This window comes from Halorubrum sp. BV1, assembly GCF_000746205.1.
Taxonomy (GTDB): Archaea; Halobacteriota; Halobacteria; order Halobacteriales; family Haloferacaceae; genus Halorubrum.
The window spans coordinates 113,114-126,010 of sequence record NZ_JQKV01000001.1 but is presented as its reverse complement, the minus strand read 5'-3'; the positions used below and the strand labels follow the sequence as shown (position 1 = coordinate 126,010).

The 12,897-nt window shown below is 67.8% G+C and carries 13 protein-coding genes; 10 read left to right on the top strand and 3 right to left on the bottom strand.

Features of this window, described 5'->3' with window-relative positions; all coding sequences use genetic code 11:
- Window positions 1–38: 38 nt before the first annotated feature.
- The gene (gene fer, locus EP28_RS00680) at window positions 39–704 is read right to left on the bottom strand and encodes a ferredoxin Fer (protein WP_049982099.1); all 666 of its coding nucleotides are present in this window, start codon (window positions 702–704) and stop codon (window positions 39–41) included.
- 93 nt (window positions 705–797) lie between these two features.
- On the opposite strand from fer, the gene fen reads away from it, so the two are divergent.
- The 7 genes from fen to EP28_RS00645 all read left to right on the top strand — a co-directional run bounded on the left by fen (window position 798) and on the right by EP28_RS00645 (window position 8,737).
- A complete protein-coding gene (gene fen / locus EP28_RS00675) occupies window positions 798–1,775 on the top strand; it encodes a flap endonuclease-1 (protein ID WP_049982098.1) in 978 nt (325 codons plus the stop codon).
- A 257-nt stretch (window positions 1,776–2,032) separates the two neighbouring features.
- Entirely contained in the window at window positions 2,033–2,410 is a 378-nt protein-coding gene (gcvH, locus tag EP28_RS00670) for a glycine cleavage system protein GcvH (protein ID WP_049982097.1), read from the top strand.
- Between the two features lie 117 nt (window positions 2,411–2,527).
- Entirely contained in the window at window positions 2,528–3,856 is a 1,329-nt protein-coding gene (gene gcvPA, locus EP28_RS00665) for an aminomethyl-transferring glycine dehydrogenase subunit GcvPA (protein ID WP_049982096.1), read from the top strand.
- A 1-nt stretch (window position 3,857) separates the two neighbouring features.
- Window positions 3,858–5,288 (top strand): aminomethyl-transferring glycine dehydrogenase subunit GcvPB, encoded by a 1,431-nt coding sequence (gcvPB, locus tag EP28_RS00660; protein ID WP_049982095.1) that lies wholly within the window; start codon window positions 3,858–3,860, stop codon window positions 5,286–5,288.
- Window positions 5,289–5,413: 125 nt separating this feature from the next.
- Entirely contained in the window at window positions 5,414–6,334 is a 921-nt protein-coding gene (locus EP28_RS00655) for an NADP-dependent phosphogluconate dehydrogenase (protein ID WP_049982094.1), read from the top strand.
- A 95-nt stretch (window positions 6,335–6,429) separates the two neighbouring features.
- Window positions 6,430–6,942 (top strand): metallophosphoesterase, encoded by a 513-nt coding sequence (locus EP28_RS00650; RefSeq protein ID WP_049982093.1) that lies wholly within the window; start codon window positions 6,430–6,432, stop codon window positions 6,940–6,942.
- A 70-nt stretch (window positions 6,943–7,012) separates the two neighbouring features.
- A complete protein-coding gene (locus tag EP28_RS00645; RefSeq protein ID WP_049982092.1) occupies window positions 7,013–8,737 on the top strand; it encodes an aldehyde ferredoxin oxidoreductase family protein in 1,725 nt (574 codons plus the stop codon).
- An 85-nt stretch (window positions 8,738–8,822) separates the two neighbouring features.
- Here EP28_RS00645 and EP28_RS00640 read toward each other — a convergent pair whose 3' ends face one another.
- Both EP28_RS00640 and EP28_RS00635 read right to left on the bottom strand, forming a co-directional pair.
- Window positions 8,823–10,367 (bottom strand): PAS domain-containing sensor histidine kinase, encoded by a 1,545-nt coding sequence (locus EP28_RS00640; RefSeq protein ID WP_196219578.1) that lies wholly within the window; start codon window positions 10,365–10,367, stop codon window positions 8,823–8,825.
- Window positions 10,368–10,369: 2 nt separating this feature from the next.
- Window positions 10,370–11,134 carry a DUF5806 family protein gene (locus EP28_RS00635; RefSeq protein WP_049982090.1) on the bottom strand — a complete coding sequence of 255 codons (765 nt, stop codon included), beginning with the start codon at window positions 11,132–11,134 and terminating at the stop codon, window positions 10,370–10,372.
- Window positions 11,135–11,285: 151 nt separating this feature from the next.
- Here EP28_RS00635 and EP28_RS00630 point away from each other — a divergent pair, with 151 nt between their 5' ends.
- The 3 genes from EP28_RS00630 to EP28_RS00620 all read left to right on the top strand — a co-directional run bounded on the left by EP28_RS00630 (window position 11,286) and on the right by EP28_RS00620 (window position 12,886).
- A complete protein-coding gene (locus tag EP28_RS00630; RefSeq protein ID WP_049982089.1) occupies window positions 11,286–11,654 on the top strand; it encodes a universal stress protein in 369 nt (122 codons plus the stop codon).
- Window positions 11,651–12,193 carry a GNAT family N-acetyltransferase gene (locus EP28_RS00625; protein WP_049982088.1) on the top strand — a complete coding sequence of 181 codons (543 nt, stop codon included), beginning with the start codon at window positions 11,651–11,653 and terminating at the stop codon, window positions 12,191–12,193. The genes EP28_RS00630 and EP28_RS00625 overlap by 4 nt, the downstream gene beginning before the upstream one ends.
- 69 nt (window positions 12,194–12,262) lie before the next feature.
- Window positions 12,263–12,886 (top strand): adenylate kinase, encoded by a 624-nt coding sequence (locus tag EP28_RS00620; RefSeq protein WP_049982087.1) that lies wholly within the window; start codon window positions 12,263–12,265, stop codon window positions 12,884–12,886.
- Window positions 12,887–12,897 lie beyond the last annotated feature (11 nt).

The window sequence follows — 12,897 nt, the reverse complement described above, 5'->3', positions numbered from 1 at the left end:
AGTGCTGGAGGGGCCGCAAAGCGGCCCCGGTGTCAGGCTCACCGCCGCGTGAACGGTCCCGGCGGGAGAATGAGGTCGTCGAGTTCGGCGAGGTGTTTCACGTTGAACACGACCTGTAGCTCGTCGCTCACCGGATAGCCGTTACAGGAGAGCCGAAACCCCCGCTCCGCGAGGTCGTCGGGCATGATGTGATTGGCGGGCTGTGAGATGTCGCCTTCGACGAGGTAGACTGCGCAGTTCGCGCAGGCCCCGCCCCGACACGAGAACGGCCACCCGAACCCGCGGTTTTCGGCCCCTTCGAGCAGGCTCTCGTCCGGCTGGACGAGCAGCCGGCCGTGCTCGGTCTCGTCGAGGTCGGCGTGTGCGGCCTTCCGAAACAGATCGTCGTCGTCGAGCGACCAGCCATAGTCGTCGAGCACTTCGTAATCGAGGAACTCCACGCGGACCGGCTCGACCTCGGCGTCGCCGTCCTCGTCGGTCAGGTCGATGTCTGCGACGTCGGTGTCGTCCGCGCCGGCCGCGCTCGCGTCGCCGTTTTCGTCCCTGTCGTCGAGTTCTCGATACGCGCGCCGAACGAGCTGGAACTCTTCGAGGGTACCTCCTTGGTCTGGGTGCGCCTGCTTGATTCGCTCGCGGTAGGCCCGTTCGATCGTCGCCTCGTCGGCGTCCTCGTCGACTTCCAACACGTCGAACGGCGAGACCATTCGGTACCCGTCCTAGTCGACAGACGCACATAAACGCCTCACAATCGGCAGGCGGAGCGGTCGATATTTCACCGACCGCCACGAGTACCGGGCATGGGAAACGCGGACCTGCGCGATCTCGCCGCCGTTCACGACGTCTCCTTCGCGGATATCGACGGGAGCGTCGTCGCCGTGGACGCGCACAACTGGCTGTACCGCTACCTCACGACGACCGTGAAGTGGACGGCCGACGAGGCGTACACGACCGCAGACGGCACCGAGGTCGCGAACCTGATCGGGATCGTGCAGGGGCTGCCGAAGTTCTTCGAACACGACCTGATCCCCGTGATGGTGTTCGACGGCGACGTGACGGAACTCAAGGCGGACGAGGTGGCTGACCGCCGGGCGAAACGCGAGGCGGCCGAGGAACGCAGAGCGGCCGCGGCGGAGCGCGGCGACGCCGTCGAGGCCGCCCGCCTCGAGGCGCGTACTCAACGGCTCACGGACGCGATCCACCAGACGAGCCGCGAGCTGCTCCGGCTGCTCGACGTCCCGGTTGTCGAAGCCCCCGCTGAGGGAGAGGCGCAGTGCGCGCGCATGGCCGCGACGGGCGCAGTCGACCACGCCGGCAGCGAGGACTACGACACCCTGCTCTTTGGCGCGCCCACGACGCTCCGACAGCTGACGAGCAAGGGCGATCCGGAGCTGATGGATCTCGCGGCGACCCTCGACGAACTCGAACTCGACCGGCAGGGGCTGATTGACGCCGCCATGCTGTGCGGGACCGACTTCAACGAGGGGGTTCACGGGATCGGCCCGAAGACGGCGGTGACGGCGGTGAAAGAGCACGGCGACCTGTGGGGCGTTCTCGCGGACCGCGACGCCGAGATTCCGAACGCCGAGGCGATCCGCAACCTGTTCATGGACCCGCCGGCCGTCGACGTCGATGTCGACACGTCGGTGAACCCCGACGTCGAGGCGGCCCGGGCGTACGTCGTCGACGAGTGGGGGATCGCGGCCGACGAGGTGGAACGGGGGTTCGAGCGGATCGCCGAGTCGCAGGTCCAGACCGGGCTCGACCGATGGACGTGACGGCTGCGGAGAACCGACTCGCGAGGTCGGAGGCGACTCTCGCGAACGGCGTACGGGCCGCAAAACGACGCAGTCCGACCGGGAGTCGGAACATACCTTTTATTTCCTCGTCGTCAGAACGGTAACCCACACGTGTCGTGGATCAGCGCTCGACGGCGAGACCCGCCAGTTGACGGCCGAGCGAGCCGCCACGGTCGCGGCTCGGAAACGCGTCCGACCGCCACGGCCAGAGCGCGCCGCGACGACCCCCCTTACCAATGAGCTTCGAAGTTCTCGACGAGTTACGGTACCTGGAATCGCACGAGTGGACCACGACGGACGGCGACACCGTACGGATCGGCGTCTCCGACTTCGCACAGGACGAACTCGGCGACGTCGTCTTCGTCGAGCTTCCGGACGTCGGCGACGAGATAGCCGCCGGCGAGGCGTTCGGCGTGGTCGAGTCGATCAAGGCCGTCTCGGACCTGTACGCCCCCGTCTCCGGCGAGGTCGTCGCGGTCAACGAGGATTTGTTCGACCGCCCCGAACTCGTCAACGACGACCCGTACGGGGACGGCTGGCTGCTCGAAGTCGACCGCGACTCGGCGTCCGACGAACTCCTCGATGCGGACGACTACCGCGACCAGATAGCCTGACACAACGATGACAACGCACTCTCCAGACGGACGAACCGAGACCGGACGACGCGGGGTCGGACGGCCCGACGCCGAGCGCGTGACCGACGCCCGGACGGGCGCGAGCGAGGCGAGCCGATGAGCGGAGCCGACGGAAGCCCGTACGCGCCTCACACCGACGCCGAGACCGCGGCGATGCTCGACGCCGTCGGCGTCGCCGACGAGGAGGCGCTGTTCGACATCCCCGACGCGATCGCGTTCGACGAGGAGTTCGGGATCGACGCGCGCAGCGAACGCGATATCCGCACCGAGTGTTCGCGGCTGTTCGGCCGCAACGACGACCTCACGGAGTTCCTCGGCCGCGGCCACTACGGCCACTACGTGCCGAGCGTCGTCGACCACCTCTCGGATCGCGCCGAGTTCCTCACGAGCTACACGCAGTACCAGCCGGAGATCTCACAGGGGTTCTTGCAGGCGCTCTTCGAGTACCAGTCGATCCTCGTCGAACTCACCGGCCTCGACGTGGCGAACTGCTCGATGTACGACGCCGCGACCGCGCTCGGCGAGGCGGCGACGCTCGCGGACCGCGTCCGGTCGACCTCGGGCGACGTCGTGCTCGTCCCGGAGCAGCTGCGCGAGGGCAAGCGGGCGGTACTGGAGAACTACTGTGCGGGAGCGGGCCTGACGGTCGAGTCGTATCCGATGGACGACGGAAACGCCGACGTGGACGCGCTCGCGGAACGGGCGGACGCGGACGTGGTGATGGTGTACGCCGAGAATCCGACGGTCCGCGGCTGTATCGAGGAGCGGCTCGCGGCGATCGGCGAGGTGGCCGACGACGCCGACGCACTGTTCACGCTCGGCTCGGACGTCGTCTCGCTCGCGGTGCTGCAGGAGCCGGCGAGCGTCGGTGCCGACGTGGTCGTCGGCGAGGCCGGCGCGCTGGGACTCCCAACCGCCTACGGCATGGGGCTCGGGATCTTCGCGTGTAGCGACGACTTCATCCGGCAGGTCCCCGGGCGGCTCGTGGGCGCGAGCGAAGACGCCCGCGGCGATCGCGCGTTCACGCTCACGCTCCAGACCCGCGAACAGCACATCCGCAAGGAGCGCGCGACCTCGAACATCTGCACGAATCAGGCGTGGGTCGCGCTGCGCGCGGCGATCCACGCGGCGACGCTCGGGCCGGACGGGCTCGTCGATCTCGCGAACGACTGCGTGCGCGAGGCGGCCGACCTCGCCGAGCGCATCGACGACGTCGTCGGCGCGACCGCGCCGGTTCACGACCGCCATCACGTCCGCGAGTTCGCGGTTCGCGTCGACCAGCCCGCGGCGGCCGTCGCAGCGGACCTAGAGGCCGAGGGGTTCGCGGTCCACATGATAGGCGAGCACCTGCTGCAGGTGTGCGTGACCGATCTGAACGCGGAGCGGGCGGACGACCTCGTCGCCGCGATCGAGGAGGTGATCTGAGTTGATCCACGATCAGGCGCGGTACACGCGCGAGGACGAGGCCGTTCACGAGCCGCTGCTCTCGGAGAAAACGGAGGAGACCGTCGACGTGAGCGACGCCTCGCCGCTGCCCGACGATCTGACGCGCGAATCGCTCACGCTGCCCGCGCCGTCCGAGCCGGAAGTCGCCCGTCATTACACCCGGCTCTCGCAGATGAACTGGGCGATCGACTCGGGGCCGTATCCGCTCGGAAGCTGCACGATGAAGTACAACCCGAAGTTCACCGAGGACGTCGCGGCGGACCCGAACGCGGCAGTCCATCCAGACCGCTCCGGGCGGTCGGTTCAGGGCATCCTCGAACTCCAGTATCGGTTACAGGAGTTCCTCGGCGACATCGGGGGTATGGACGCGGTCACGCTCCAGCCGCCGGCGGGGGCGGCCGGCGAGCTGACGGGAATCCTCGTCGCGAAGGCGTACCACGAGCACCACGGTAACGACCGCTCGGAGGTTGTCATCCCGGCGTCGGCACACGGGACGAACTTCGCGACGGCCGCCACTGCGGGCTACGACGTCGTCGAGTTACCCTCCGGCGAGGACGGTCGCGTCGACGTCGAGGCGCTCGAAGCGGCCGTGGGCGACGACACCGCCGCGCTCATGCTCACGAACCCGAACACGGTCGGACTCTTCGAGCGCGACATCACGGAGATCGCGGACATCGTCCACGACGCCGGCGGACTCTTATACTACGACGGCGCGAACCTCAACGCGCTGCTCGGCCGCGGCCGCCCCGGCGACATGGGATTCGACGTGATGCACTACAACGTCCACAAGACGTTCGCGACGCCGCACGGCGGGGGCGGCCCGGGTGCGGGTCCCGTCGGCGTCGTCGACGAGCTGGCGGAGTTCCTCCCCACGCCCCGCGTCCGGAAGACCGAGGGGAACGGCGGTTACGAGCGGTTCGAGCCCGAAAACACGATCGGGAAGGTCCACGGGTTCGCGGGCAACTGGCTCGTCTTGATCAAGGCGTACGCGTACATCGCCCGCCTCGGTGACGAGGGGCTCGCGGACGCGGCCGCGAAGGCCGTGCTCAACGCGAACTACCTCGCGGAGCGGATCGACTTGGACGTGCCGTACGGCCCGTTCCATCACGAGTTCGCAGCGACCGCGGGCGACCGCGACGCCGCCGACGTGGCGAAGCGAATGTTAGACTTCGGCGTCCACCCGCCGACGACGAAGTGGCCGGAGATGGTTCCGGAGGCCATGCTGACGGAGCCGACCGAGATCGAGGGGAAATCGTCGCTCGATGACCTCGCAGAGGCGTTCAACTTAGCGTACGCCGACACCGACGAGGCACTCTCCACGTCGCCGAACCGCACCGCAGCGGGCCGGATCGACCAGGTCGGTGCCGCGCGGAGTCCGCGGCTCTCGTGGCAGGCGCTCGAAGAAGAGTAGCAGAGCGCAGGGCGAGAGAGCAGGCGCGCATACAGGTCGGGCGAGCGTCGATCGGGCGGCCGCCGCCCGCCGGGGTCGGCGGTCGGATCGGAACCACTACGGCCGGGGGTACCGACCCCGCGCACATGGAACTCGGCGTCATCGGACTCGGACGGATGGGACAGATCGTCGTGAACCGCTCGATGGACGCGGGCCACGACGTGGTCGCGTTCGACCTCTCGGCGGAGGCGACCGCGACGGCGGCGGAGAACGGCGCGGAGCCGGCGGACTCGGTTGCCGACCTCTGTGACCGGCTCACCGGGGAGGGCGGTGAGCGCGACGACGACGGCGGCAAGCGGATCTGGCTCATGGTGCCCGCCGGCGACGCGGTCGACGCCACGCTCGCCGACCTTGAACCGCACCTCGACGGCGACGACGTGGTCGTCGACGGCGGGAACTCGCGGTTCCACGAGTCGGTCCGCCGCGCCGAGGAGACGGACGCCGCGTACCTCGACTGCGGCACGTCGGGCGGGCCGGCCAGCGCGGAGGAGGGGTTCTCGCTCATGGTCGGCGGCCCGGCGTGGGCTTACGAGGCGATGGTCCCCGTCTTCGACGCGGTGGCGACGGGGCGAGACGGCCACGACCGGATGGGCGCGGCCGGGTCGGGTCACTACGTGAAGATGGTGCACAACGGCGTCGAGTACGCGCTGATGCAGGCGTACGGCGAGGGATTCGAACTTCTCACAGAGGGCCGGTACGACCTCGACATGGAGTCCGTCGCGCGGACGTGGAACAACGGCGCGGTGATCCGGTCGTGGCTTCTCGAACTCTGCGAGGAGGCGTTCCGCGAGGAGGGGTCCGACCTCGGCGACGTCGCCGACCACGTCGCCGGCGGCTCGACGGGGACGTGGACCGTCGAGGAGGCGCTCGAACAGGAGGTTCCGGTGCCGCTCATCTATCAGGCGCTCGCAGAGCGGTTCGACTCCCGGAACGAGGGCCGGTTCTCTCGGCGGCTCGCGAACCGACTCCGGTACGGGTTCGGTCGCCACGAGGTCGCGCGGCGCTGACTGCGGGACCGGTCCACGGTCTGTCGAGCGCGTTGCGGGACCGACGGTCTGACCGGCGCGAGGCTTTTATCAGCCGGGCGCGCGACGGTCTATCCATGCGTATTGGTATCGTCTCTGATACCCACGACGACCTCGCCGCCGTGGAGGCGGCCGTCTCGCTGTTCGACCGGCTTGACGTCGACGCCGTCGTCCACTGCGGCGACTTCGTCGCGCCGTTTTCGGTGACGCCGTTCGACGCCGGGTTCGACTTCTACGCCGTTCGGGGGAACAACGACGGCGAGTGGGCGGTCCAGTCCACCGTCGAGTCGTTCGGCACGTACCTCGGCGAGGCCGGAGTGATCTCGTTCGGGACCGTCGACGTCGCGGTCACCCACGGCACGAGCGGCGTCGTGGTGGACGCTCTCGTCGACTGTGGCGACTACGACTACGTCTTTCACGGTCACACCCACGCACACGGCGTCGAAGAGCGGGACGGGACGGTCCGGGTGAACCCCGGCGGACTCCCGATCCCGGTCGACGGCGCGGACGACCGGTTCAGAGTGGCGACGCTCGACGCCGGCGCACCGGTCGGGAACGACGCGGTGACACACCACGAGATAGAGCGCTGACGCGTCGGAATCGCAGCGCCGACCAGCCCGCCACCCGGAGTTTTATCCCCGGAGACGCTCAGGAACGTCCATGAGACACGCACAGGGGCCACTCCTCACGATCGATCTGTCCGAGCGGTCGGCCACGACGACCCCGATCGACGAGCGCGTCGCCGAGTTCGTCGGCGGCCGCGGGCTCAACACGGCGCTCGCGTACGACCGGATTCCGTTCGACGCCGACCCGCTCGGTCCCGAGAACCGACTGTACCTCTCGACGGGACCGATGCAGTACTCCACCACCTCCTTTACCGGGCGGATGGCCGCCACGGCGCTCTCGCCGCTCACGAACGGCCTCTGTTCGTCGAACGCAGGCGGATTCCTCTCGCGGAACGTCACCGGTGCCGGCTACGCCGCCGTCGAGATCGTCGGCGAGAGCGACGAGCTGCTCGCGGTGCATGTGCGCGAGATCGGCGACGACGGCGAGCCCGACGTGACGTTCGAGCTGGTGCCCGACCTCGAACAGGCGGAGGTGTCGTCCGTCTCGGACCGATTCACGGAGAGCCACGGCCTCTCGGCCGAGCACGTCGCCTGCATCGGCCCGGCGGGCGAGAACGGCGTCCGGTTCGCGTCGATCATGACCTCTGACACCCGCGCGTTCGGCCGCGGCGGGCTCGGGGCCGTCCTCGGCGCGAAGGGCGTGAAGGCGATCACCTTCGACGGAGATACCGAACACGCGATCGACCTCGACTGGCCCGACGAAGCCGCGACGGTCCACCGCGAGGCCGCCACGTCCGATTCGATCATGAAGCGGCAGGGCACGGCGAGCGTGACGGAACTCGCGAACGAGGTCGGCGCGCTCCCGTCGTACTACTTCTCTGAAACCGATTTCGACGGCGCAGAGGGGATCTCCGGCGACCGCGTCGAAGAGAAAAAATATAAGAAGGGAACGTGCTCGCAGTGTGCGTTCGCCTGCAAGCTCCCGACCCGCGACGAAGAGACAGGCGTCGAGACGGAGGGACCCGAGTTCGAGACGGTGATGGCATTCGGCTCGAACGCCGGCGTCGATGACATCGTCGACGTGATGCGCGCGAACGAACGCTGTGACGAACTCGGAATGGACACCATCTCCTGTGGCGACGTCGTCTCGATGTTCTTGGAGAGCGAAGACGAGTTCGGCAACGCCGAGTTGGTCCAGTCGATAGTCGAGCAGATCGCCTATCGGGAGGGGGTCGGTGACAAGCTCGCCGAGGGCGTCCACCGCGCCCACGAGGAGTTCGGAGCCGACGACTGGACGGTCAAAGGCCTCCCCTTCTCCGGACACGACGGGAGACATCTCAACGGGCAGGGACTCGCGTTCGCGACCTCGAACCGCGGCGCAGACCACATGTACGGCGAGTTCTACCCGTACGAGTATCCGCTCGTCGACCCCGACGAGGCGCTCGATCCGACGGGACTGGAGGGGAAACCGCCGATGCTCGTGGAAAAGGAGAACCGAAACGCCGTGCTCGACTCGGCGATCGTCTGTAAGTTCTCGCGCGGGATCGTCACGGACGACGACCTCGCAGCGCTTCTCGACGCCGACTACGGAGACCTCCTGGCGCTCGGCGCGCGCATCGTCGAGCGAGAGCGCGCGTTCAACAACGCTCGCGGCTTCGATCGCGATGACGACACGCTCCCGTACGCGGATGACATCGCGGGATTCGAGGCCGCCCTCTCGGAGTACTACGCCCTCCGCGGCTGGAACGACGACGGAACGGTGTCGGACCGCGACGCGGACCGCGGCGCGACCGGCGGAGAGGCGAGCGCCGACGACTGATCGCCGCGCGGCGTGTGCGCGTCTGTCAGGTCATCGGTTGCGTGACCGCGCGGCGAGACGGTGGTCGATCGACGGGTCGGCCGAGTCAGCGGTCGGCCGCGACGGCGTCGGCGGTATCGACGTCGCGAAACTCGAATCTGGTTCCGCCGTCTTCGCCGGTCGCGATCGTCACGGTCCAGCCGTGGGCCTGCGTCACCTCGTCGACGATCTTCAGGCCGAATCCCGTGCCGTCAGGGTCCGTCGACACGCCGGCTTCGAACACCTCCTCGCGGCGGTCCGCGGGAATGCCCAGGCCGTCGTCGGCGACGTAGAATCCGCCGCGGTCGTCGAGGGGGCCGACGGTGACCCGGACCGACTCGCCGGCGTGCTCGATCGCGTTCGCGAACAGGTTCTCTAAGGCCTGTCTGAGCCGGCTCCGATCGGCGCGCAGGCGACAGTCGCTCGCGACCGTGAGGTCGGCGTCCGCGGTGTCGACGCCGCCCCACGCCTCCGCGGCAACCGATTCGAGAGAGACCCATTCGCGGTCGTCGATCGCAGCGCCCTGTCGGGCAAGCGTCAGCATGTCCTCGACGAGCGCCTCCATTCGGTCGAGCGACCGGATGACAGCGTCGAGTTCGGGCTGGTCCGTGTGCTCCGAGTCGAGTCGGTCGGTGATCAACGCGAGGTTACCGCGGGCGACGTTGAGCGGGTTTCGGAGGTCGTGTGACACCAGACTGGCGAACTCCTCCAGCCGGTCGCGCTCGCGAGCGACTTCGGCCTCGCGCTCGCGAAGCTGCTGTTCCCGTTCGATGCGAACGAACACCATTGTCACGGTCGCCGCCCAGAGGCGGGCGACCGCGAGCGCCGACTCGTCGAACGCGTCGGCCTCCGTCGCGCCGATGTTGATGACGCCGTATCGTCCAAGCGGGAGCACGAGCTCGCTTCGGATCGGGGAACTCAGGTTGTATCGCTCGGGTTCGGCGTGAGTGTCGGAGACGTAGATCGGATCGCCGGACTCGAACGCTTCCCATGTGATGCTCCGCTCGTCGGCGTCGAACGTGGGATGGTCGCCGAGGAGCTCGTCCGCGGGATCGGTCCAGACGATCGGTTCGAGGACGTTTTGCGGCTCGTCGTAGAGCCAGAGTCCGGCGATCGAGTGCCCCAGCGTCTCCTCGACGTACGTGATGGCGGCCTGGGCCGCAACCTCCCTGTCGGTCGTCTTCAGAAGGTCCTGTGTCGCCGTGTGGAGCGCTTCGAGCGTCTCGGTCCGACGGTTGAGCGCCGCTCGCTCCGCCTTCTCCGCTCTCACGTCGACGATGGTGACAACGAGGAACGTCAGGCCGTCCTGCTCGAAGGGGCCGAGGCTGAGCGTCACGGGAATGACGGTGTCGTCGGCGCGCCGAGCACAGAGGTCGAGGCTGGCCGACATCGACCGCGGCTCGGGGTCCGTGACGTACCGGTCGAGCGTGTCCCCGGCCGACCCCTCGTCGGGATCGAAGATCAGCGAGTCGATCGCGGTTCCTTCGAGTTCATCGGGCCGGTACCCGAGAACGTCGGTTATCCGGTCGTTTCCGGCTTGGATCGTTCCGTCGGTGTCGACGATGACGACCGGGTCTGGAAGTCCGTCAAGCGCCTCCGGAAATCGGTCCATAGTCACTCCTCGCTCGGTTCGTGGACGTGCCCGCACTCGGGACAGCGGACTTCCTCGCCGCGGAGGTCGGCGGAGGAGGCCCGTACCTCGCGCATCACCTCGCTGATCCGGTCTTCGGCGTCAAGTTCGTCTGCGACCGCGAGGTCCACGTCCTCGACTTCGAGGAGGAACTTCGCGACCTCCGTAACCTCGTACATCATCTCGTCTACGTCCTCCGCAGTGAAGAACCCCGACATCGCGCCGTAGAGGAACGTTGCACCCGCCTTCGTCACCTTCTGTTCGAAGGAGTACCGCGCCTGATTGACCGCCTGCGGCGTGTAGGTGTCCGTCATGAACGGAACGAGTTCGGGGAGGTTCTCGCCGATTTTCGTCATCTCGACGCCGGTCTCGGTCCGGAAGTCGGCACACAGCCGAGCGATCGCCCACTCGCGGGCCGTGATGTACGTCCGGTCGCGGAGGAACTCGTTGACGCGCTCGTACCGGGCTCCGTCCATCTTCTTGAACCGCTCGTACTTTCTGACGTCCGGGGGAACATCCGCGTCTGCGTTTGCGTCGCCGTCTGCGTCCGCGTCTGCGTCGCCGTCTGCGTCCGCGTCTGCGTCGCCGTCTGCGTCAGGAGCCAGATCGTCGCCGCCGGATTCGCTCATGTCGGCTTCGCCGTTCGGCCCATCCGTCTGCGCGTCCGCCGGGGAATCCGTGTTCGGCGTCTCGGAGGAGTCCGATCCGTCGCCGGGAGTCGCCGGCGACGGATCGGTCGAGTCGTTCATGGTCATAAACACTCTACCCCGAACAAAAGGGTTGTCGGTGGATTTACCGCGCTATGCCTCGTCGCCCGACGGTCTCTCTCCGCGCGCCGATCCGGCGGTCGCGCTCGCCGCCCGGAGAACGATTTTTGTATCGGGGAGTGGACGTGGACCTATGAAGGTGCTCTGCGGGATCGGTGGCAGCGACGACTCGTTCCGTGCGCTCGATCGGACCGTCGATCGCGCGGCGGTCGCAGGCGACGATCTCACCGTCGTCGTGGTCGACAACGAAGACGCCGAGCCGACGGTAGAAGAGGTCCGCACGCGGGCCGAAAACGCTATCTCCGAGGCAGACATCGACGCCGAGGTCCGACGTGTCGAGGGTGACCCGGGAAGTCGCCTCGTCGAACTCGCCGAAACCGAAGGATTCGACGAGATCGTACTCGGCGGCGGCCACACCAGTCCGATGGGGAAGATCACGCTCGGGTCGATCGCCGAGTTCGTCTTGTTGAACGCCAAGACGTCAGTCACGCTGGTCCGATGACCGATCGAACGTATCCGGACGCGGTGGCAGACGACTTTCCCGCCCCCCCGAGTTCGTTCACCGATCGGGAGGGACGGACTATCGAGATCCGCCCGTACGAGGGAACGGACGAAGAGGACGAGGCGCTCGTCGAGATGTACGACTCGTTCGATCCCGCCGACCGAGCGCAAGGGATCCCCCCGAGCGGCGAGTCCCGCATCCGCGAGTGGCTCGACGCGATCCTCGGCGACGACTGCTACAACGTCATCGCGTGGTGTGACGACGAGGTGGCCGGCCACGCGACGCTCGTTCCCGACGATGACGCCTACGAACTCGCGATCTTCGTCCACCAGGCGTACCAGCGCGCGGGGATCGGTACCGACCTCATCCGCGGCCTGCTCGGCCACGGGCAGGCGGCCGGCGTCGAGAAGGTGTGGCTCACCGTCGAGCGGTGGAACCGCGCCGCCGTTTCGCTGTACAAGAAGATCGGCTTTGAGACCTCGAACGCCGAGAGCTTCGAACTCGAGATGGGGCTTCGGCTGACCGACGACGCGGAGTGACCGCTCGTCGCCAGCGGGACCGAGGCGGGATCTTCAACGCTTTTACGTCAGGCGAGAGAGCGCCTCGGTATGAGTCACCGAATCCTTCTGCTGGGTGCACCGGGTGCCGGAAAAGGGACGCAGAGCGCGAAGCTCGCCGACGAGTACGGCGTCGAGCACGTCACGACGGGCGACGCGCTCCGCGAGAACAAGGACATGGAGACGGAGTACGGCACGCCGCGCTCCTTCATGGAATCGGGCGAACTCGTGCCCGATCCGGTGGTCAACGAGATCGTCGAGGCCGCGCTCGCCGACGCCGACGGGTTCGTCCTCGACGGCTACCCGCGCAACCTCGATCAGGCCGAATACCTCTCCGAGATCACGGATCTTGACGCCGTCATCCTCCTCGACGTCGACGACGAGGTGCTCGTCGATCGGCTCACCGGTCGCCGGGTCTGTGACGACTGCGGCGCGAACTTCCACGTCGACTTCCAGCCGCCAGAAGAGCCCGGTGTCTGCGACGAGTGCGGCGGCGACCTGATCCAGCGCGACGACGACACCGAGGAGACCGCCCGAGAGCGACTCGGCGTCTTCTATGAGAACACCGAGCCCGTCATCGAGCACTTCCGCGACGCAGGGGACCTCGTCGAGGTGGACGGCGAGGCGGCTCCGGATGAGGTCTTCGACCGAATCCGCGACGTGCTCGACGAGTAACTCCGAGCGAC